Origin of the sequence: Corynebacterium sp. MSK006, from assembly GCF_030232385.1 — a bacterium.
Classification (GTDB): Bacteria; Actinomycetota; Actinomycetes; order Mycobacteriales; family Mycobacteriaceae; genus Corynebacterium; species Corynebacterium frankenforstense_A.
Genome location: NZ_JASPJZ010000004.1, coordinates 93,770 through 113,596, shown reverse-complemented (window position 1 = coordinate 113,596; position 19,827 = coordinate 93,770). Strand labels below are relative to the sequence as shown.

The window sequence follows — 19,827 nt, the reverse complement described above, 5'->3', positions numbered from 1 at the left end:
CCATGTCCGGATTCGACGCCCCAGCCTATTCCTCCATGGACCGGATGCGCTCCGGCGCCTGGTACCTCACCCACGGCGGGGACATCGCCGCCGAACAGCACCGCACCGCCGAGCTCATGCACGAATTCAATGAGCTGGCCAACACCGACCTCGAGCGCGGCCGCGCGATCATCCGCGAGGTCACCCACGCCGAGCACGCCGAGGCCACGCTCTTCGCGCCCGCGCGCATCGAGTTCGGCGAGAACGTCCACCTGGGCCGCGGGGTCTTCATCAACTTCGGCGTCACGATCCTCTCCTCGGCGGAGGTCACCGTCGGCGACCGCGCCATGATCGGGCCGAACTGCCAGCTGATCACGCCCACGCACCCGACTGACGACGTCGCGATGCGCCGCGGCGGCTGGGAACGTGCGGCGCCGGTGCGCCTCGGCGCCGACGTGTGGCTCGGCGCGGGGGTGACCGTGCTGCCGGGCGTGGAGATTGGCGACGGGACCACCGTGGGTGCGGGATCCACGGTGACGCGTTCCCTCCCGGAAAATTGCATTGCCGTCGGCACGCCGGCCCGCGTGATCCGTGAGTGCGACCCGGAGCGCCGGGAGCGCGGGCAGCTCGACGAGGGCAGCCCGGTCGAGCCCTTCGCCTGAGCCGCGGCGGTGGCGCCGGGGACCGCGCTGAGGCAGGCACGGCGAGCAACGCGCTGAGGCGGGCGCGGCGACCCGGCCACGCGGGGCGACCCGCCATTGTCGATTGGCCAACTTTCGCGATCTGAGGTACGGCCCCGGCTACATAGTCCCACTCCACCCCGCCGGCCCGGGCGGCGGGGCCGGAAGGCGCATATACCCTCCCGGGGTACCGGCGTTTCCGCAGTTCACAGACTCGATACAGAAATCGTTCAATCTTCTCCCACAAGGTTCCCGGGAGACGGTACGCTACCCCCGGCGATGGTTGACGCATCCCTGATCGGGCAGGCAAGGTAACGGATAAGACCGCCGCAGATGAAACAGGCACCCCCGGATTAGGGTTTTTGTTTCACGGGTTATGAACGATCTTCATTCCGCCAGCGACGCGACTATCAGGGGGAATGGTCTTACCTACGCCGGCGAAACGTGCACGGGAAGGTAAAACTTTCGTCGATAAAGCGGTTGCGGGGCGGCGGGCCCGGCGTCACCATTCACAGCGGCCCGTGGGACGCTGTTCAGCTCCCTCGGATTCGATTTTCATTCCCGGCGTGGCTCCGCCCCCGGTATCTCTCCCCGCAACACCTCTCACACCAGGAGAAAATTCAATGAAGCTCACCCGTCGCGTCTGCACGTGGCTGGCTGCCGCCTCCGTCGCGGCCACGGGCATCATCGCCCCGACCGCCGGTGCCGACACCTTCCACGAGACCTACCCCGAGACCCCCGCCCTGAACCCGGACCTGCCGATCGTCCACACCACGCACGGCTCCGACCACATCAAGGCCAACATCCTCAACCCGCGCCCCGTGTGCAACTCCGGTGAGGACTACCGCACCGTGGTCTACAAGGTCACCGACAACTTCTCGCCGGCCGGCACCATCTCGGCGACGAACAAGACGAAGAACGACATCCCGCTGACCCAGAACCTGTCGAAGTCGCAGACCGTCTCCCTGTCCATCAAGGGCGACCGCACCGACCAGACCTCCATCAACCTCGGCGGCTCCCACAGCCAGGACGGCACTGAGGGCTCCATCGGCATCGCCAAGACCATCACCGAGCAGATCGGCGGCGAGTTCTCCTACTCCCTGACCTGGGATGCCGGTCAGCAGATCGGGCCGTACGACGTCCCCGCCGGCCACACCGGTGAGGCCACCTACGGCTTCCGCACCATCAACCTGGACGGCACCCAGCAGTACTGCCGCCCGAACGGCACCTGGTCCACCCCGACCCCGTGGCGCGTCTTCGCCCCGATGAAGAACGAGGTCGAGGTCAAGCTGTACAAGAACGCCTCCGACTCCTGGATGGGCACCGCCCACGAGGTCGAGGAGGACGAGGCCGTCGACGAGTCCACCCAGACCGAGGACATCATCGACGACACCCTGACCGACGAGGTCGCCGAGGCCGACGCCGACGCCGTGGCCACCGACGAGGACACCGAGGTCGACCCGGAGGTCGACACCTCCGTCGCCGACCCGGAGGTCGAGGACGGCACCGACGCCGAGCCGGAGATCGAGCCGGAGACCGCCACCGACCCGGAGGGCGACCTGCCCGCCGACGGTGAGACCGTGCTGGACGAGGACGAGGCCACCGACGAGGAGGCCACCGAGGACGAGGCCACCGACGAGGAGGCCACCGAGGACGAGGCCAAGGCCGACTACGACCTGGAGCCCTACTTCACCGTGGCCGCCGGCAAGTCCGCCGGCTTCGCCGGCCTGGTCGCCCTGCGCGTCAAGAACGTCGGCGACAAGCGCTACTTCCAGGACAACATGGCCACCCGCTTCCGCATCGACGTCCACACCGCCGAGGGCCCCGAGGGCGTCGACCGCCTGATCACCCCGGGCTGGTTCAACGGTGCCTACACCCGCGACCTGGGCTTCGACGCCGAGAAGGGTGTCCGCTCCTTCGAGGTCACCCTGTCCAACCCGATCAACTCGGGTGACACCGCCCTGGTGGCCAACCTGAACTTCGGCGACGGCCTGACCAAGGAGGGTCGCCTGAAGAACTACATCACGGTCACCCAGACCGGCCGCATCGACGGTGACGAGACCACGTCCAACGACCAGGACGTCGACTCCCGCGAGCACACCTTCGATCACATGGGCCGCCAGAACAAGGGCATCTTCTAAGAGACAACAGCCCTGCTGCGCGACAGACCGGGCGTCCCGCCACCACGGCGGGGCGCCCGGTTTTTCCGTGTGCGCAGCTACCCTGGGATAAACCATGAACATCCCCGCCAGCCCCTTCGACCTCGACGCCATCGGCGCGGGTCTGCCCGTCGCCGGCGCGCTGCCGGAGATCGCCGAGGCCCTCGAGGCCCACCGCCGCGCCGTGGTCGAGGCCCCGCCCGGCACCGGCAAGACCACGCTGGTCCCGCCGCTGGTCGCCGACCTGCTCGCCCGCCGCGCCGCGAACGCAGCGGCCGACGGCACCAGGAACGGCGCCGCCCCGCTCAAGACCATCGTCACCGCGCCGCGGCGCGTGGCCGTGCGCGCCGCCGCCCGCCGCCTGCGCCACCTCTCCGGCAACGCCGGGGCCGTCGGCCACCGCGTGCGCGGCGACTCCCGGGCGGGCTCGGCCGTCGAGTTCGTCACACCGGCGGTGCTGGTGCGCATGCTGCTCTCCGACCCCGAGCTGACCGGGGTCGGCGCCGTGGTCATCGACGAGGTCCACGAGCGCCAGCTCGACACCGACCTCGCGCTGGCCTTCTCCGCGGAGCTGGCCGCCCTGCGCGAGGACCTCGACCTGGTCGTCATGTCCGCCACCCTGGACACCACGCGCTTCTCCGAGCTGCTCGGCGAGGCCCCGGTCGTCTCCACCCCGGCGGTGACCCACCCACTCGAGACCAGCTACCACCCGCACCCCGGGCGCATGGCCGCCGACCGGCGCTCCCGCGACGCCTTCTGGGCCCACCTCGCCGCGCTGGCGGACAAGGCCGTCGAGAAGTCCGGGCGCTCCGCGCTGGTCTTCGTGCCCGGCGCCCGCGAGGTCGAGCAGACCGTCGCCGCCTGCCGCACCCGGGCGCTGCCCCTGCACGGCCGCCTCGAGCGCGCCGCCCAGGACGCCGCCCTCGACGGCACGGGCCCGGCGCGCGTGGTCGTCTCCACCGCCGTCGCCGAGTCCTCCGTCACCGTGCCCGGCGTGCGCACCGTCGTCGACTCCGGGCTCTCGCGCGTACCGCGCCGCGACTCCGGGCGCGGCATGTCCGGCCTGGTCACGGTCTCGGAGGCGCGCTCGACGGCCGAGCAGCGCGCCGGCCGCGCCGGCCGTGAGGGTCCCGGCACCGTGCTGCGCGCCTTCACCTCCGACGACCTGCGCCACTTCGACGCCCACGTCACCCCCGAGATCGACACCGCCGACCTGACCCAGGCCGCGCTCTGGATGGCCTGCTGGGGCACCCCGCGCGGCGAGGGCCTCGCCCTGGTCAGCGAGCCGCAGCCGGCCGCCACCGCCGCCGCCGAGGAGACCCTGCGCGCCCTACACGCCGTCGACGCCGAGGGGCGGCCCACCGAACTCGGCCGTCGGCTCGCCGACCTGCCGCTCGACCCGCGCCTGGGCCGTGCGCTGCTGGCCGCCGGGCCGTCGGCGGCCGAGGTGCTCGCCGCGCTTTCCGACGGCGCGTCCGGCGACCTGGGGCGCGCGAGCGCACCGTCGCGGGAGGTCGCCCGCCTGCGCTCGGTCGCGACGCGCACCGGTACCGGGACGGGGCACCGCGCGACGTCGGCAAGCGACGGGGTGGCCGTGGGCCTGGCCTTCCCCGAGCGCATCGCCCGCCGCGAGCGCGACGGGGAGTACCTGCTGGCCTCGGGCACGCGCGCCGTGCTGCCCGGGGACACCGGGCTGAGCGGGGCGGAGTGGCTGGCCGTCGGCGAGGTCACCCGCTCCGGCACTCCGGGACGGGCCGGGCGCGCGGGCGCGACGATCCGCTCGGCGGCGCGCATCGACGAGGCCGACGCCCTGGAGATCATCGGGGTGACCGAGGAGCTGCGCGCCGACTTCGCCGGCGGGAGGCTGCGCGGGCGGGCGGTGCGCCGGGCCGGGGCCATCGAGCTCGCGGTCACCCCGACCACCGTGCCGCCGGAGCGGGCCGCCGAGGCCGTCGCCGCCGCGGTGCGCGAGGAGGGCACCGGCATGTTCCGCCTCGGCGAGAAGGCCGCCGCCCTGCGCGACCGGCTGGCCTTCCTGCACGAGCGGGTCGGCGAGCCGTGGCCCGACCCGGAGACCGCGGAGCCGGAGGTGTGGCTGGCCCCGGAGATCCAGAAGGCCGCCCACGGCACCCCGCCGGGCTCGATCGACCTCTTCGACGCCCTGCAGCGCCTGCTGCCCTGGCCCGAGGCGACCCGCATGGACGAGCTCGCACCCCGGCGCCTCGCGGTGCCCAGCGGCTCGCACCCGCGGGTGGACTACTCCACCGGTCGGCCCGTGGTGAGCGTCAAGCTGCAGGAGTGCTTCGGGCTGGCGGAGTCGCCCCGGTTCGCCGGGGTGCCCGTGCAGTTCCGGCTGCTCTCGCCGGCCGGGCGCGACCTGGCCGTCACCGACGACCTGGAGAGCTTCTGGTCCGGGCCGTACGCACAGGTGCGCGCCGAGATGCGCGGGCGCTACCCGAAGCACCCGTGGCCGGAGGACCCGTGGTCGGCGACGGCGACCGCGCGCACGAAGAAGCGGATGTGAGCCGCGCGCGGCGGGCGCGGTAAGCGGGCGCGGCCGGGTGAGTGCCCCGCGTGGGCCCCAATCTCTCAGCCCCACTGCTGCCAGGCGAGGTAGCCGCCCATGACCACCACGACCACCAGCAGCGCGGCGCGCAGGAAGCGGGTGCCGCCGGCGATGACGGTGCGCGCGCCGACGACGTTGGCCGCCGCGAGCACCAGCGCCAGGCCCCGGCGCGCACGCCCGGGCAAGGGTCGCTTGTCAGTAAGCCGAAGCCGGGGGTGCAGGGCCCCGGCGCGCACGCCCGGGCAAGGGAGCCGAGGTCTCCCGGCCCAGGGAGGGGTTGGTCGCCACGACGAGGCCTGCGGCCAGCATGAGCACGATGACCAGCAGGAGCATCACCTCGGCGGGCACCGGCGAGGTCGTCGCCGCCCCTGCCATCGCGCAGACGACGGCCACGGGCAGGTGGTAGCGCAGCAGGTGCACGGGCGGGCGGGCCTTGCACATCAGCGTCACCGCCGCCGAGCCGCTGCCGCAGATGACGGCGACCTTGTTGGTGGCCACCGCGACCGCCGGGGCGAGTTCCGGGGCGACGGCCATGATCAGCGGGATGAGGATCAGGCCCCCGCCGCCGACGACGGCGTCGGCCCAGCCGGCCACGAGCGCGCCGCCCGCGAGCACGGTCAGCGCCTCCGCCGAGAGTCCGAGGAAGAGCACGCGCGGGTCTCCTCTCGCTGATCATCCCGCGTCCTGTCTGGGGCGGGCGTCCCGCATCCTGTCGCACGGGATGTGCCCCGCCCTTTCAGCCTAGGCCCGGTGGGTGACCCACTAGGATCGGGAGCGCACCCCGCAGCCACGAAGGAGAGGATACCCGCACGTCCGATGGCTCTCACCCGCCCCGACAGTCCCTTGCGCTGGCTGTTCGTCGTGCCGGCCTCGATCGGGCTGGGCTGGCTCTTCGACCGCTGGAACGTGCCCGCCGGCTGGATTCTGGCCGCCATCGTCGTCTCCGGCACCGTGGCACTCGGTACCGGGCATGACCTGCAGGTCAACAAGTACTACCGGCGCTTCGGCCGCGGCATCATCGGCATCCTGGCCGCGATGCCGATCGTGGGTGTCTCCCTAGGCGAGATCGCCGGCACCCTGATCCCCGCCGCCGTCTTCGGGGCGGTGACCGTGGGCGCCGGGGTGGGCGGCGGCATCCTGCTGGGCCGCTCGGAGAAGGAGATCTCCACCGAGACCGCGATGCTGTCGATGCTGCCCGGCGGGGCGTCGACCATGCCCGCGCTGGCCGACGAGATCGGCGCGGACTACCGCTACGTCGCCCTCGTGCAGTACCTGCGCCTGCTCATCGTCTCGGTCACCCTGCCGGCCGTCGCGCACCTGCTGACACCGCCGGCCGAGGCCGGCCACGCCATCGGCGCCGACTTCCACTTCAACCTGCTGGCCGCCGTGATCATCGTCGCCGCCGCCATGTTCGGCGACCCCATCGGCCAGAAGCTGAAGATCCCGGCCGCCGGGGTGCTCTGCCCGATGCTGCTGGCCGTGATCGGCAGCTGGGTCACCCCGGACTCGATCAGCTTCGAGCCGCCGATGGTCTTCGCGGTCATGGCGTTCCTGTCCATCGGCTGGATCGCCGGCGGCGCGCTGTCGGTGCCGACGCTGAAGCTCTTCGCCCGTCAGCTGCCGGTGACGGTGGCCTACATCTTCTTCATGATGGCCGTCTGCGCCGGCGCGGGTGTCCTCGCCGCGCTGTGGACGGGGGTCACCCACTTCGAGGGCTACCTGGCCACCACGCCCGGCGCGCTCGAGACGGTCCTCGCGCTCTCCGCAGAGGGCGGGGCGGGCTCCGAGGTGATCACCTTCCAGATCCTGCGCCTGGTCGCGGTGCTGCTGCTGGCGGCCTGGCTGCCGCAGATCCTCCGCATCATGCGCAGATAGCTCACCGGGCGGGTCGCTCAGTCCAGCAGATCCTCGCGCAGCACGGACATCGGGATCGAGCCGCGGCGCAGCGCCTCGTTGTGGAACTGGCCCAGCGTCATGCCCTGATCGAGGGCGTCGTCGCGCAGCTCGCGCCACATGCGCTCGCCGAGCGCGTAGGCCGAGCCCTGGCCGGGCCAGCCGAGCAAGCGGTCGAGCTCGAAGACCAGGTTCGGCTCGGCCATCGCGGTGTTCTCGCGCAGGAAGGTCTTGGCGTAGGAGGAGTCCCACACCCCGCCGTCCGGCGTCTTCTTGCCCAGGTGCACGCCGATGTCCAGCGCCACGCGCGCGGCGCGCAGACGTTGGGCGTCGAGAAGCCCCATGCGGAAGCCGGGGTCGTCGCAGTAGCCCAGGTCGGCCATGAGCTGCTCGGCGTAGAGCGCCCAGCCCTCGCCGTGGCCGGCGATCCAGGTCACCGAGCGGCGCCACAGGTTCAGCGAGGACTCCGCCAGGCCGATGCCGATCTGCAGGTGGTGGCCGGGCACGCCCTCGTGGAAGACGGTCGAGAGCTCCTGCCACATGTGGAAGGTCTTCTGCTCCTCCGGCACCGACCACCACATCCGGCCGGGGCGGGCGAAGTCGTCGGACGGCGGGGTGTAGAAGATGCCGCCGGTGCCGGCCGGGTCGATGCGGCACTCGATGGTCTTGATCTCGTCGGGCACGTCGACCTCGGTGCCGTCGAGGTGCACAATGGCCTGGTCGGCCACGCCCTGCATCCACTCCTGGAGCGCCCCGGTGCCGTTGATCGTGTAGTGCTCGTCCTGGTTGAGCTGGTGCATCGCCTGGCGCACGGTGGTGCCGGCGCCATAGAGCTCGGCGGCGACACCCTCCTGGCGGGCGCGCAGCTCCGCGATGCGCTCGAGCGACCAGGTGTAGGCCTCGTCGAGGTCGACCACGTCGCCGAGGTGGTCGTGGGAGAACAGCTCGAAGCGGTCGCGGCCCACCGCGTCCGAGTGCGGGGCGACCGGGGCGAGGTGCTCGTTGAGCCAGTCGGCGAACTCACCGAAGGCCTCCTTGGCGGCCGCGACCTCACGCGAGTCGGGGTCCAGGCCCAGGCCCTCGAAGACGGAGCCGGTCTCCGCCAGCTCCTCGCACTGGGTGTTGACGGCGTCGACCTGGCGCAGCGGGGCGACCAGGCCGTGACCGGCGGCCTCGTCCAGCGAGGCGCGGTAGCCCTCGAGGGCGGCGGGCACCTTGGCCAGGCGCGCGCGCACGGCCTCGAGGTCCTCGGCCGTCTCGTGCGGCATGAGCAGGAAGGAGTCGCGGATCGTCTGCACGGGCGACTCGATGACGTTGAGGTCGCGCAGGTCCTCGGCGTGGTGGTGGCGGTCGAGGAAGACACCCAGACGGTCGCGCAGCGCGGCGGCGGTGACCTGGTCGACGTCGTCGAAGTCGTCCTCGTCGTCGGAGCTGTCGGTGGCCTCGTCGAAGGCGTCGACGTCCATGACCATCTCGCGGGTCCGCTCGCCCAGGGCGTCGTAGTACTCCGGGGAGAAGTCCTGCAGCTCACCGTCGTGGCCGGGCAGGCCCCACTCGGTGGCCCACGTCGGAGACAGCTCCGCGAGGTCGGCCACGAACGCCTCACAGGCGGCGTCGAGCAGGGAAGGCTCCCGGGATGCCTCGTCCGAGGAGCTCAGCGCAGTCGGAGAACTCATAAGCGGACAGTCTAGCCCCCAGCCCCGGAGCGGGGCCACCCGTGGAAAAATTACGGCTGACCTGGAATTTCCGGCGCCTTTCCCGCGCGCGCCCGCGCGGGCGCCGGTAGCCTCGGAGTCACAGCGAAGAGATAGAGGAGCAACCGGTGCACCACTCAGACACCCTCGACGCGGACATCGCGCGCGCCGCGGAGCTCATCGCCGCGGCCGCCGGGACGCACTCCGACGCGGCCGACGCGGCCGCCGCCGACCCCCACCACGACCTGCGCGTCGAGGTCTTCACCGGGGCCGGCATGTCCGCCGACTCCGGCCTGGACACCTTCCGCGACGCGGGCACCGGCCTGTGGGAGAACGTCGACCCCACCGCGCTGGCCAGCATCGACGCCTGGGCGCGCGACCCGGAGCCCATGTGGGCCTGGTACCTGTGGCGCGCACGCAAGTCGCTGGACGCCGAGCCCAACGCCGGGCACCTGGCCGTCGCCGACTGGCAGGCCGAGGGCCCCGGCCAGGTGCACGTGACCACCCAGAACATCGACGACCTGCACGAGCGCGCCGGCGCGCACGACGTCGCCCACCTGCACGGCTCGCTCTTCGACTTCCGCTGCACCATCTGCGCGCGGCCCTACCGCGGCATCCACGAGGGCGACATCCCCGTCGAACCGGTGGAGCGCGCCACCCCGCCGACCTGCCCGCGCTGCGGCAACCTCGTCCGCCCCGGGGTCGTGTGGTTCGGCGAGGCGCTGCCCCACGACGAGTGGGACGCCGCCGAGCGCTGGGCGCGGCGCGCGGACGTGATGATCGTCGTCGGCACCTCGGGCGTGGTCTACCCCGCGGCCGGCCTGCCGGTGCTCGCCGCGCAGTCCGGCGCCGTGATCATCGAGGTCACCCCACAGCCGACCGAGCTGACCGGGCTGGCCGCGGTGTCCCTTTCGACCACCGCCGCCCACGGGCTGCCGTTGCTTTACGACGCCGTGCTCGGCGCCGTCGGCTGACACGTGCGGCGCGGGCGCGGCCCCGGCGCGGCCCCGGCGCGTCCCCGGCGCGCCGCCGCGCGCCCGACGGCGCGGGTACCGCGCCCGGGGGGGACGGGCGGGGCGTCGGCAATTTCGTGTACCTTTACCCCGATACGGGTGAAACCGATGGTGGCTCCCCGGACGTATGAACTGGTGAGAACGCCCGGATTAGACCGAGCGGTACAGATTAGGGGGCATTTTTTGGACAACTTGGTCTACACAGGTTTATTGTGAACTCATGCACCGTCGCCCAGGCACCACAGCTTTCGCCCGCCCGCAGTCCCCTGCGGCGAAGTGCCTGCACCTGATCCGCCTGCGCAGAGCACGCACCCGCCCCGAGCTCATCGAGGCCACCGGGCTGTCGCAGCCGACGATCACGCGCGCCGTGACCACCCTGATCAACGCGGGCCTGATCCGGGCGCGCGCCGACCTGGCGGTCTCCGACGGACCGGGAAGGCCCACCACGCCGCTGGAGCCGGCCGACTTCCCGGCGGTATTCGTCGGCGCGGCCGTGGGCACCTCCTCGACGTACCTGGGACTCTACGACGCCGAGGGCCGCCGCCTGCGCGACCTGGACCTGAAGATCAAGGTCTCCGAGCACGAGGACTCCGACTTCCTCGAGCACCTCGTCGCCGGCATCAACCGGCTCACCGCGGGCGTGGCCACCCCGCTCGGCGCGCTCGGCGTGACCACCTCGGGGCAGGTCACCGAGCGCGGAATCGTGGACGCGCCCAACCTGGGCTGGCACGGCGTCGACTTCGCCGGGCGGCTGCGCTACCACTTCGACGTGCCGGTGACGGTCTCGGCGGCCGTGCCCGCCATCCTCGGCTCGGAGACCCAGTCGGCGAACCTGCCGGCGGCCGGCGACGAGCCGCCGCGCACGCTCGCGCTCTTCGCCGACGACTCGATCAGCGCCGCGGTCACCCACGCCACCGGAGTCACCCAGCTCAGCTCGCTGCCCGCACCCGCGCCCGGGCCCGGGCTGCCCACCACCGCCGAGGAGCGGCTGAGCACCCAGGGCTTCCTGGACACCGTCGCCGCGGCGGGGCTGGGCACGATGACGCTCGAGGACGCGGTGGGCCGCGCCGAGCACTCCCGGGAGCTGCGCGCGCTGCTCGACGAGCGCGCCCGGATGCTCGGCGACATGTGCGCCGCCCTCATCGCGCGCCACCACCCGGACACCCTGGTCCTGGCCGGCAGCGCGCTGACGGCCGACCCGCGCGCGCCGCAGACCTTCGCCAAGACGGTGCGCGGCCGGGTGGGCAACGACGTGGAGCTGCGTATGATCCCCGGTCACCGGGAGATCGTGGTCGCCATCGCGCGCGCCGTCGCGCTGGACAAGCTGCTGCGCGACCCGGTCGAGGTCGCCGACGGCGTCGGCGCCGCGGCCTGAAGGCTACGGCCGGTCCGGCTCAGCGCGCGGCACCCGGCTCAGTGCGCGGCACCCGTCTCAACGCGCGGTGTCCTTGACCTCCTCCGCCACGGCGCGGGCCGTCTGCTTGGCGTAGGGGCCGACCCCGAGGATCGTCGCCGAGCCCGGGCCGGTGCGGTCGCCGTAGCCGACCAGGTGCAGCCCGGGGACAGGTTCGTGCGGGTCGGCCCCGCGCCGGTCGGCCCCGCCGGCGCCGCCGAGGAGCCCGCGGAAGGGCCCGAGGGCCGGGCGGAAGCCGGTGCACCAGATCAGATGGTCCGCGCCGACCTGGGACAGGGAGGCGAACATCGGGGTGGCGGTGAGCCGCCCGGCGTCGCGCATGCGGCGCACCTGGGGCAGCACGACGATGTCGCCCAGCCGCGAGTCCGACCCCGGGTCGGGGCGGCCCGCGGCGATCTCCCGGAAGCGCTCCCGGTTGCGCCGGAAGAGCACCCGCCCGTCGACGTCGTCGGGCATCCAGCGCGGGGCGTGCCGGGTGTACCAGGTCACCTCGCCGACGTCCGGATCCTCGAGCAGTTCCGCGGCGATCTGGGCCCCCGAGTTCGCCGCGCCGACCACCGCCACCGAGCGCCCGGCGAACGGGGCCGGTCCGGGGTAGTTGGCCGAATGCCACTGCCTGCCGGAGAAACGGCCCGGATAGGCCGGCACGAACGGGGCCGACCAGGTGCCGGTGGCGCCGATGACCCGCGCGCACGTCCACGTCAAGTCCGGCACGGCGGCGTGCACCCGGAACCCGCCGCCGTCGAGCGCCTCGACGCGCCCGACCCGCACGGGCCGCTCAACGGGGATGCGGTAACGGCGCTCGTACATGGCCAGGTAGTCGACGACGTGCCGGGCCGGCGGGAAGCCCTCATGGGCGGGCATGGGCACGCCGGGCAGGTTGGAGAACCCGGCCGTGGAGAACAGCGTCAGCGACGGCCAGGCGTGCCGCCAGGCGCCGCCCGGGCCGGGCTGGTCGTCGAGGACCAGCACGTCGACCCCGGCGCGCAGCAGGTAGAACGCGGTGGCCAGGCCGGATTGACCGCCGCCGACGACGATCGCCTCGTGGTCGAACCCGGCCCCGGGTGCAGTGCACGCGACCATGCCGTCAGTCCATCTGGAGTACGGCGCGCAGCCGGGCGAACGGCTCCGGACACACGCGGTGCACGACGGTGCGGCCGATCTGCGAGCGCTCGAGCAGCCCGACCTCGGTCAGCTTCTTCAGGTGGTGCGAGACCGTCGGCTGGCTCAACCCCACCAGTTCTGTCAGCTCACCTACCGTGGTCGGCCCGCAGCCGCCGGCGGCGAGCTGGGCGAGGATGCGCAGGCGGTTCGGCTCGGCGAGCACCTTGAACAGCTCGGCATACCGGGCCGCCTCAGCGTCGTCGAGCGGCCCGCTGCCCAGTGAACAGCACTCCCCGGATCGTGGACTCGTCATGGCTCCAATGTTATATTGACGGCTGTCAATATGAAAGACGCGAGAGGAGCCCACCCCTTGTCCACCCCCTCACCGCAGGCCCGCGCCCCACGATCCGGAAGACCCGGGCAATCCGGGGCTCCCGGCACGCCACACCGTGCGCGCATGTCCGTCGCGGACCGGTACCTGCCGGTGTGGATCCTGATCGCCATGGCAGTCGGCCTGTTGCTCGGGCGCACGGTGCCGGGCCTCGGCACGGCGCTGAGCGCTCTCGAGATCGGCGGCGTCTCGCTGCCGATCCTGATCGGGCTTCTCGTGATGATGTACCCGCCGCTGGCCAAGGTGCGCTTCGACAAGACCGCGGAGGTCGCCGCCGACCGCAGGCTCATGGTGCTCTCGCTGACGCTGAACTGGCTGGTCGGACCGGCGTTGATGTTCGCTCTCGCCTGGATCTTCCTGCCCGACGAGCCGGAGCTGCGCACCGGGTTGATCATCGTCGGCCTGGCCCGGTGCATCGCGATGGTGCTCGTGTGGACCGAGCTCTCCTGCGCGGACCGCGAGGTCACCGCCGTGCTGGTGGCGGTCAACGCGCTGTTCCAGGTGCTCATGTTCGGCGTGCTCGGCTGGTTCTACCTGCAGGTGCTTCCCGGGTGGCTGGGGCTGGCCACCACCACCGCGGAGTTCTCCTTCACCGCCATCGTGACCTCGGTACTGGTCTTCCTCGGGGTCCCGCTGCTGGCGGGGCTGGTCTCACGCTGGATCGGGGAGCGCCGACGGGGCCGCAAGTGGTACGAGTCCCGGTTCCTGCCCGCGATATCCCCGCTGGCCATGATCGGCCTGCTCTACACCATCGTGCTGCTGTTCTGCCTGCAAGGCGAGCAGATCACCGCTCAGCCCCTGACCGTGGCCCGCGTAGCCCTGCCGCTGCTGATCTACTTCGTCGGGATGTTCGCCCTGGCGCTTCTGGCCTCACGGGCCGCCGGCCTGGGCTACGCGCGTTCAACCTCGGTGGCGTTCACCGCGGCGGGCAACAACTTCGAGCTGGCCATCGCGGTCTCGATCGGCACCTTCGGGGCGAATTCGGCGCCGGCGCTGGCCGGTACCATCGGTCCCCTGGTGGAGATCCCCGTGCTCGTCGGCCTGGTCTACGTCGCGCTCTGGCTCGGCCCGCGGCTCTTCCCCGGCGACCCGACGCTGCCCGCACCCCGCAGACCGCGGGCACGCTAGCCCACCGTGCGCGACCGACGCTCCCGGCGCCCGCCGCCCCGAGCCGCTGAACCCGCCCCTACGGCCGGTCGGGCTCGACGCGCGCGCCCTGCCCCTGCGCGGTCTGCACGTAGTTCGCGGCGTGCGGGATGAAGGCCTGCGACTCCTCGGCCGTCAGCTCGCGGCGTACCTTCGCGGGCACCCCGGCGGCCAGCGAGCGCGGCGGGATCTCCGCGCCCTCGAGGACCACCGCGCCGGCGGCGATGAGCGAGCCCTCCCCGATCCGGGACCGCGAGAGTACCTTCGAGCCCATGCCGATCAGGCAGCCGTCGGCCACGTGCGCGCTGTGCACCAGGGCCAGGTGCCCGACGGTGACGTCGTCGCCGAGCACGCACTCCTCGCCGGTGTCGACGTGCAGCACGCAGTTGTCCTGGATGTTGGTGCGCTCGCCGACGCGGATCGCGCCGACGTCGCCGCGCAGGACCACCCCGTAGAAGACGGAGGCCCCGGCGGCCACGGTCACGTCGCCGATCAGGGTCGCCGTCGGCGCGATCCACGCGTCCGGGTGCACGGTGGGCCGGCGGCCCTCGTACTCGTAGAAGTAGGGCCCGGTCATTTGAGCCCCAGCTCCCCGGCCACGGAGTCCCAGCCGGTGAAGAGCACCGCGCACAGGCCGGCGGCCTCGGCGCCGGCGATGTAGTCCTCACGGTCGTCGAAGAAGACGGTGTCGCGCGGCGAGGCGCCCAGCGCGTCGACGGCCACGGCGAAGGCCTGGGTGTCCGGCTTGGCCACGCCGATGTCGCAGGAGAAGGTCACCGCGTCGAACTCGTCGAGCCACCCGGAGTGGCGCCGGCGCACACGTGCTGCCAGCCCGGTCGGGATGTTGGAGAGGATGCCGACCTTGTAGCCCTTGTCGCGCAGGGCCAGCACGTTGTCGACGACCTCGTGGTCGGCCTCGAGGCAGTCGCCGTAGTCGGCGGCGATGGCCTCCTGGATGTCGAGGTCCTCGACCCCGGCGCGCAGGGCGACCTGGCGCCAGTAGTTGACCTCGGTGACCTGGGCGGCGTCCAGGGCGGGGCGCAGCTCGGCGTAGACCGGCCAGATGTCCTCGTTGCCGCCGGCGGCGACGAGGACGCCGCGGCGGAAGCTCGGGCCGGGCAGACGCATGAGCACGCCGTACATGTCGAACAGCAGGGTGGGGTGACTCATCAGGCATCCTTTCGTCGGTCACCACGATACGTACATTTTCGGCCCGTAGGATCGGCTCCATGCGCATGATCTGGAACCTCTTCGTGCACGCCGTGGCCACCGCCTTCGCCCTGCTCGTCGTCACCGCCTTCGTGCCCGGGGTGGACGTCTCCGTGCCGGCCGCCCCGCTGGTCGGCGACGGCGAACACGACCGCCTGTGGGTCTTCCTGGGCGTCGGCGCGATCATCGTGGTGCTCAACACGCTGGTCAAGCCGGTGGTCCAGCTGCTCGGCCTGCCCCTGACCATCCTCACGCTGGGGCTCTTCTCCCTGGTGATCAACGCGGCGATGCTGCTGCTCGCCGCGGCGGTGGCCCAGTCGGTGGGCCTGGGGCTGACGGTCTCCGGGTTCTGGGCGGCGGTCTTCGGCTCCATCGTGCTGGGCCTGGTCAACGCCGTCGTCAGCCCGATCACCGCGGGGCTGACCCGGCGCTGAGGCGCGGTCGCTTGCCGACGCCGCGTCGGTCGGCCCCGGCGCGTCCCACCCGGCCCCGGCGCTGAGGCGCCGGGGCCTCAGTGGTTGTCAGTAGCGGTCGTCGACGCGGCGGTTGGCCGCACGGCCCGGGTGGGCCGGGGTCTCGTCGGGGTAGCCGGCGGCGACGACGAGCGCAATGGAGCGGTCGGAGCGCCCGCCGAGCCCGATGGCCTCCTTGACCTTCTCCTCGTCCCAGCCGGTCGTCGGGCTGGTGGCCAGGCCCTCGGCCTGCGCGGCGACGAGCAGGAAGCCGCCGACGAGCATCGCGTCGCGCAGGCCGTGCTCGCGGCGGACGGCCTCGGAGCGCGTGGCGCGCCCGGCGCGTAGGTTCTTCGCGCGCTCGGCGCCGAGGATCTCCTCGTCGTCGTCCTGCTCGATCTCGGAGCGGCCGACGGCGACGAAGACGACGGGCGCGTCGAGGAACTGCCGCTGGCCCGAGGCCTCGAAGAGGGCTTCCTTGACGTCGTGGTCGCGGACGACGACGAGGTCGCGCAGCTGCGCGTTGAAGGCGCTGGGCGCCTCCAGGGCGAGCTCGGCGACGCGGTCGATGACCTCGTCGGAGGGGACCAGGTCGGTGTACTTGCGGGTGGCGCGGCGCGAACGGATGGCCTCTTCGACGGTGAGCATTCTGGAGAGCTCCTCAAGACATAGTTGACGCGTAAACGTTTCGCGGCGATCCTACGCGAACCCGCCCCGACACGACCATGCGTCAACGACATGTCGACGCGATCGACACATCGGGCAGACATGTCGATTTTTCTCCTCTGAATCGACATGTCCCCGCATCACCCCAGGTAGTCGGCCACCGCCAGGCGCCCGCCGGCCGCCTCGAACGCGGCGCGCGCCGCGGCCAGCAGCTCCGGCTCGTCGAGCATGTCCACGGCCACCTGGGCCAGGCCCGCGGCGGCGTCCACCGCGGCGTCGACACCCGCCTTACTGCGGGCGCACTCGGCGAAGCGCGCGGTGTGCAGCGCGGCGTCGTCGGGGCCGATCTTGATCATCGGGTGGATGCCGGGCACCAGGTGCGAGACGTTGCCGAAGTCGGTGGAGGCCGCCAGCGAGTCCGGCAGGATCCCGCCGGGCAGCGCGGTGCGCCCGCGCAGCACCTGGGTGCGCGCCCACCGCCGGGCGAGGACGTGGTTGTTGCGCACCGGCAGGCTCGGCGGGTGGATGTCCCAGTCCAGCTCGACGTCGACGCCGGCCATGCGCGCGGCGCCGAGCAGCACGTCGTCGACACGCGCAGACAGGTCGCGCAACGCCGCCGGGATCAGCGAGCGCACGTAGACCGACAGGCGCGCCTCGTCGGGGATGACCGAGGGGCGCCGCCCGCCCGAGTCGATGACGGCGTGCAGCCGGTCGCTCGGCGGCATCTGCTGGCGTAGCAGCCCGAAGCCCTGGTAGGCGAGCGTCGCCGCGTCCAGCGCGTTGCGCCCCATGAACGGCTGCGAGGAGGCGTGCGCGGAGATCCCGCGGAAGGTCGCGGTCATGGTGCGCCGGCCCACCCAGGCGTGTTCGGCGAGGTCGTAGCCGAAGGGGTGGACCATCACCGCGGCGTCGATGCCGTCGAAGGCGCCGCCCCGGATCATGTGCTCCTTGCCGGTGTGGCCCTCCTCGGCCGGGGTGCCCAGCAGCACGATCCGCCCCGGGCCGGTCACTCCCCGCTCGAGCTCCCGGGCGGCGGCGAGGAAGGCGCCGACCCCGGCGGCGGCGATGATGTTGTGCCCGCAGCCGTGGCCGAGGCCCGGCAGCGCGTCGTACTCGGCGAGGATCGCGACCGTCGGCCCGCCGTCGCGGGCGTCCCCGCCGTCGCCTTCGATTTCCGACGTCCCGCCGCCCGGCGTCTGCGCCACCGCCCGCAGGGCGGTGGGAAGGCCCCCGACGCCGGTCTCGACGCGGTGGCCGTGGGCGCGCAGCAGCTGCGCCAGGGCGGCGGCCGCGTGGTGCTCCTCGAAGGCCTCCTCGGGGTGGTCGTGCAGGTCGAGGGCCAGGTCGCGCAGCTCGCCGCGCAGCTCCTCGGCGTCGGCGGCGATGCGCTGCCACGACGGGGAGGGAGCTTCACTCCCTCCCCCGGAAGCTCCTCCGGCGTCGGCGGCCCCGGCGCGCTCCCGGGCACGGGCGGCGCGGGCGTCGAGAAGCTTGCGGGTGTGGTCGAGGTACGCGGTCGACGGCGTGTCCATGGGCCCTACCCTGCCAAAAAGACGCCCTGGCCGGGGCCCAACGGGAGATCGAAGTAGAACCAGACGGCCAGCAGGCTGACCCAGGTGATCCAGAAGGGCACGACGAAGACGACCAGCCGGCTCATCAGCGTGCCCAGCCCGGCCTTCGGCTCGTAGCGGCGCAGCAGGCCGAGGATGACGATCATGTACGGATTCATCGGCGTGATGATCTGGGTGGCCGAGTCGCCCACGCGGAAGGCCGCCTGCGTGAAGCCGGGCTCGTAGCCGAGCAGGGCGAACATGGGCACGAGGACGGCGGCCATCAGGGTCCACATCGCGGAGCCGGAGATGATCAGCAAGTTGAGCACGCTGGCCAGGATCGCGAAGCCGACGATGGCGGCGAAGCCGGTCAGGCCGATGGACTCGAGCAGCGCCGCGCCCTTGACGGCGGTCCAGGTGCCGATGCCGGTCCAGGTGCCGATGCCGGTCCAGGTGCCGATGCCGGTCCAGTTGAACAGCTCGACGAACTGCCCCAGGATGAACGCGAGCACGAGGAAGCCGGAGAGGTCGATCAGGGACTTGCGCATCATGTCGACGACGTCGTCGAAGCGGCGGATCGAGCCGGCGACCATGCCGTAGGCGATGCCCATCACCGCGAAGAAGACCACGACGATGAAGACGATCGAGTTGAGCAGAGGGGACTGCGGCAGGTAGCCGCCGTCCTCGTTGCGCCAGGGCGAGCCCGGCCACAGCACCGCGGCGGTGATGACCACGCCGACGAGCAGGGTCACCCCGAGCGAGACCTTCAGGGCGGCCCACTCGCGGGCGGTCAGCTCGGGGTCGAGGCGGTGGTCGTCGGCCTTCGCGGTCTCGAACTCCTGCTGGCCGGAGGCGGTGCGCTCGACCGGGACGTCCTGGCGCCACATGCGCGGTTCGAGGACGCGGTCGATCAGCCAGCCGGCGACGACACCGAGCAGCACGGCCGAAGCGATGTTGAAGAAGTAGTTGGACACCGGGTTGGCCTCGGTGGCCTCGTGGCCGGGAAGCGTACCCATCACGGCGTTGGTGATGCCGGCGAACAGGGCGTCGAGGCTGGTGGGCACCAGCGCGGTCGAGTAGCCGGCGCCCACGGCGGCGAATCCGCCGAGCAGGCCGGCGACGGGGTGGCGGCCGGCGGCGCGGAAGACCATGGCGGCCAGCGGCGGCACGACGACGAAGGCGGCGTCGGCCATCACCGAGGCGGTCACGCCGATCACGCCGACGGCGTAGGGCAGCAGGGTCTTGTTGGCGCTGCCGAAGAGCTTGCGGATCAGCGCGGAGAGCATCCCGGAGCGCTCGGCGACGCCGACGGCGAGCATGATCGGCAGCACGGTAACCAGGGGCGGGAAGCCGATGTAGTTCTCGGCGACGTTCTCGGTCAGCCACACCATGCCCTCGCCGGTGAACAGCCCCTTGACGTGGAGCTCCTCGTCGGAGCCGGGCACGGCGACCGAGACGCCGGCCCACGCCATCACCGAGGAGGCCAGGGCGGTGATCAGGAAGAGGTAGGTGAACAGGAGGAAGGGGGTGGGCAGCTTGTTGCCCACCTTCTCGACGCCGTCGAGGGTGCGGTCGCCGAGGCGGGCCAGCCGGGAGCGCGGGGCGTCGGCCTCCGCGGTGGCGGTGGCGGTCGCGCCGGACCCGGCGGCGCCGGAGCCACCCGCGCCGGACCCGGTCGATTCCTGGGTGCGGTCGGTCTTGTCGTCCATGAGCCGCGCCTTTCAGTGGATTCAGCCGGCGGGGAGACGGGCGGCGGGACCCGGGGCCCACCGCGGTGCCGCCTCCGCGCCGGTATCGACGTGTGGTGCAGTTCACTTTATTGCACCAAAGTGTCGCGTGTGGTGGAAAACGGGCCACGGACGAACCGGGGCCGTTGTGTCCCGGCCTCCCACTAGACTCAGTACCCGCATC

At 72.4% G+C, this 19,827-nt stretch carries 18 protein-coding genes; 8 read left to right on the top strand and 10 right to left on the bottom strand.

The window, feature by feature from the left end:
• Positions 1-2 precede the first annotated feature (2 nt).
• The 3 genes from QQA02_RS03995 to hrpB all read left to right on the top strand — a co-directional run bounded on the left by QQA02_RS03995 (position 3) and on the right by hrpB (position 5,342).
• Complete coding sequence (locus tag QQA02_RS03995) at positions 3-641, top strand: sugar O-acetyltransferase (protein WP_284773953.1); 639 nt, start codon at positions 3-5, stop codon at positions 639-641.
• Positions 642-1,282: 641 nt separating this feature from the next.
• Entirely contained in the window at positions 1,283-2,800 is a 1,518-nt protein-coding gene (locus QQA02_RS03990; RefSeq protein ID WP_284773955.1) for a hypothetical protein, read from the top strand.
• A 94-nt stretch (positions 2,801-2,894) separates the two neighbouring features.
• Entirely contained in the window at positions 2,895-5,342 is a 2,448-nt protein-coding gene (gene hrpB / locus QQA02_RS03985; RefSeq protein WP_284773957.1) for an ATP-dependent helicase HrpB, read from the top strand.
• A gap of 65 nt (positions 5,343-5,407) precedes the next feature.
• Here hrpB and QQA02_RS03980 read toward each other — a convergent pair whose 3' ends face one another.
• Together QQA02_RS03980 and QQA02_RS03975 are read right to left on the bottom strand one after the other, a co-directional pair.
• Positions 5,408-5,569 carry a hypothetical protein gene (locus QQA02_RS03980; RefSeq protein ID WP_284773959.1) on the bottom strand — a complete coding sequence of 54 codons (162 nt, stop codon included), beginning with the start codon at positions 5,567-5,569 and terminating at the stop codon, positions 5,408-5,410.
• A gap of 10 nt (positions 5,570-5,579) precedes the next feature.
• A complete protein-coding gene (locus tag QQA02_RS03975) occupies positions 5,580-6,035 on the bottom strand; it encodes a TSUP family transporter (RefSeq protein ID WP_284773960.1) in 456 nt (151 codons plus the stop codon).
• Positions 6,036-6,200: 165 nt separating this feature from the next.
• Here QQA02_RS03975 and QQA02_RS03970 point away from each other — a divergent pair, with 165 nt between their 5' ends.
• Complete coding sequence (locus QQA02_RS03970) at positions 6,201-7,259, top strand: AbrB family transcriptional regulator (protein ID WP_284773962.1); 1,059 nt, start codon at positions 6,201-6,203, stop codon at positions 7,257-7,259.
• 17 nt (positions 7,260-7,276) lie between these two features.
• Here the strand turns inward: QQA02_RS03970 and QQA02_RS03965 are convergent, their stop codons facing one another.
• Entirely contained in the window at positions 7,277-8,953 is a 1,677-nt protein-coding gene (locus QQA02_RS03965; RefSeq protein WP_284773964.1) for a DUF885 domain-containing protein, read from the bottom strand.
• Positions 8,954-9,216: 263 nt separating this feature from the next.
• On the opposite strand from QQA02_RS03965, the gene QQA02_RS03960 reads away from it, so the two are divergent.
• Positions 9,217-9,945: an NAD-dependent deacylase gene (locus QQA02_RS03960; protein WP_284774013.1), complete on the top strand. Its 729-nt coding sequence runs from the start codon at positions 9,217-9,219 to the stop codon at positions 9,943-9,945.
• A gap of 259 nt (positions 9,946-10,204) precedes the next feature.
• Positions 10,205-11,359 carry an ROK family transcriptional regulator gene (locus QQA02_RS03955; RefSeq protein ID WP_284773965.1) on the top strand — a complete coding sequence of 385 codons (1,155 nt, stop codon included), beginning with the start codon at positions 10,205-10,207 and terminating at the stop codon, positions 11,357-11,359.
• 57 nt (positions 11,360-11,416) lie between these two features.
• Here QQA02_RS03955 and QQA02_RS03950 read toward each other — a convergent pair whose 3' ends face one another.
• A complete protein-coding gene (locus tag QQA02_RS03950; protein WP_284773966.1) occupies positions 11,417-12,481 on the bottom strand; it encodes an FAD-dependent oxidoreductase in 1,065 nt (354 codons plus the stop codon).
• 4 nt (positions 12,482-12,485) lie between these two features.
• The gene (locus tag QQA02_RS03945) at positions 12,486-12,815 is read right to left on the bottom strand and encodes an ArsR/SmtB family transcription factor (RefSeq protein WP_284773968.1); all 330 of its coding nucleotides are present in this window, start codon (positions 12,813-12,815) and stop codon (positions 12,486-12,488) included.
• Between the two features lie 144 nt (positions 12,816-12,959).
• Here QQA02_RS03945 and arsB point away from each other — a divergent pair, with 144 nt between their 5' ends.
• The gene (gene arsB / locus QQA02_RS03940; RefSeq protein WP_284773970.1) at positions 12,960-14,021 is read left to right on the top strand and encodes an ACR3 family arsenite efflux transporter; all 1,062 of its coding nucleotides are present in this window, start codon (positions 12,960-12,962) and stop codon (positions 14,019-14,021) included.
• A 58-nt stretch (positions 14,022-14,079) separates the two neighbouring features.
• On the opposite strand, the gene QQA02_RS03935 is transcribed toward arsB, so the two are convergent.
• Together QQA02_RS03935 and QQA02_RS03930 are read right to left on the bottom strand one after the other, a co-directional pair.
• On the bottom strand, positions 14,080-14,616 hold the full coding sequence (locus tag QQA02_RS03935; RefSeq protein ID WP_284773972.1) for a gamma carbonic anhydrase family protein: 537 nt from the start codon (positions 14,614-14,616) through the stop codon (positions 14,080-14,082).
• On the bottom strand, positions 14,613-15,209 hold the full coding sequence (locus QQA02_RS03930) for an HAD family hydrolase (RefSeq protein WP_284863350.1): 597 nt from the start codon (positions 15,207-15,209) through the stop codon (positions 14,613-14,615). The genes QQA02_RS03935 and QQA02_RS03930 overlap by 4 nt, the downstream gene beginning before the upstream one ends.
• A gap of 59 nt (positions 15,210-15,268) precedes the next feature.
• Between QQA02_RS03930 and QQA02_RS03925 the strand changes: the two genes are divergently transcribed.
• Positions 15,269-15,682 (top strand): phage holin family protein, encoded by a 414-nt coding sequence (locus QQA02_RS03925; protein ID WP_284863349.1) that lies wholly within the window; start codon positions 15,269-15,271, stop codon positions 15,680-15,682.
• 87 nt (positions 15,683-15,769) lie between these two features.
• Here the strand turns inward: QQA02_RS03925 and QQA02_RS03920 are convergent, their stop codons facing one another.
• The 3 genes from QQA02_RS03920 to QQA02_RS03910 all read right to left on the bottom strand — a co-directional run bounded on the left by QQA02_RS03920 (position 15,770) and on the right by QQA02_RS03910 (position 19,625).
• Entirely contained in the window at positions 15,770-16,348 is a 579-nt protein-coding gene (locus QQA02_RS03920) for a nitroreductase family protein (RefSeq protein WP_284773976.1), read from the bottom strand.
• Between the two features lie 158 nt (positions 16,349-16,506).
• A complete protein-coding gene (locus QQA02_RS03915; protein WP_284773978.1) occupies positions 16,507-17,898 on the bottom strand; it encodes an amidohydrolase in 1,392 nt (463 codons plus the stop codon).
• Between the two features lie 5 nt (positions 17,899-17,903).
• A complete protein-coding gene (locus QQA02_RS03910; RefSeq protein WP_284863347.1) occupies positions 17,904-19,625 on the bottom strand; it encodes an AbgT family transporter in 1,722 nt (573 codons plus the stop codon).
• Positions 19,626-19,827 lie beyond the last annotated feature (202 nt).

Excerpts from the sequence above, each read along its gene's own strand:
- QQA02_RS03995 (WP_284773953.1), top strand. The coding sequence starts at position 3 with ATGTCCGGATTCGACGCCCCAGCCTATTCCTCCATGGACCGGATGCGC.
- QQA02_RS03990 (WP_284773955.1), top strand. The coding sequence starts at position 1,283 with ATGAAGCTCACCCGTCGCGTCTGCACGTGGCTGGCTGCCGCCTCCGTC.
- hrpB (WP_284773957.1), top strand. The coding sequence starts at position 2,895 with ATGAACATCCCCGCCAGCCCCTTCGACCTCGACGCCATCGGCGCGGGT.
- QQA02_RS03970 (WP_284773962.1), top strand. The coding sequence starts at position 6,201 with ATGGCTCTCACCCGCCCCGACAGTCCCTTGCGCTGGCTGTTCGTCGTG.
- QQA02_RS03965 (WP_284773964.1), bottom strand. The coding sequence starts at position 8,953 with ATGAGTTCTCCGACTGCGCTGAGCTCCTCGGACGAGGCATCCCGGGAG.
- QQA02_RS03955 (WP_284773965.1), top strand. The coding sequence starts at position 10,205 with ATGCACCGTCGCCCAGGCACCACAGCTTTCGCCCGCCCGCAGTCCCCT.
- QQA02_RS03950 (WP_284773966.1), bottom strand. The coding sequence starts at position 12,481 with ATGGTCGCGTGCACTGCACCCGGGGCCGGGTTCGACCACGAGGCGATC.
- QQA02_RS03945 (WP_284773968.1), bottom strand. The coding sequence starts at position 12,815 with ATGACGAGTCCACGATCCGGGGAGTGCTGTTCACTGGGCAGCGGGCCG.
- arsB (WP_284773970.1), top strand. The coding sequence starts at position 12,960 with ATGTCCGTCGCGGACCGGTACCTGCCGGTGTGGATCCTGATCGCCATG.
- QQA02_RS03935 (WP_284773972.1), bottom strand. The coding sequence starts at position 14,616 with ATGACCGGGCCCTACTTCTACGAGTACGAGGGCCGCCGGCCCACCGTG.
- QQA02_RS03930 (WP_284863350.1), bottom strand. The coding sequence starts at position 15,209 with ATGAGTCACCCCACCCTGCTGTTCGACATGTACGGCGTGCTCATGCGT.
- QQA02_RS03925 (WP_284863349.1), top strand. The coding sequence starts at position 15,269 with ATGCGCATGATCTGGAACCTCTTCGTGCACGCCGTGGCCACCGCCTTC.
- QQA02_RS03920 (WP_284773976.1), bottom strand. The coding sequence starts at position 16,348 with ATGCTCACCGTCGAAGAGGCCATCCGTTCGCGCCGCGCCACCCGCAAG.
- QQA02_RS03915 (WP_284773978.1), bottom strand. The coding sequence starts at position 17,898 with ATGGACACGCCGTCGACCGCGTACCTCGACCACACCCGCAAGCTTCTC.
- QQA02_RS03910 (WP_284863347.1), bottom strand. The coding sequence starts at position 19,625 with ATGGACGACAAGACCGACCGCACCCAGGAATCGACCGGGTCCGGCGCG.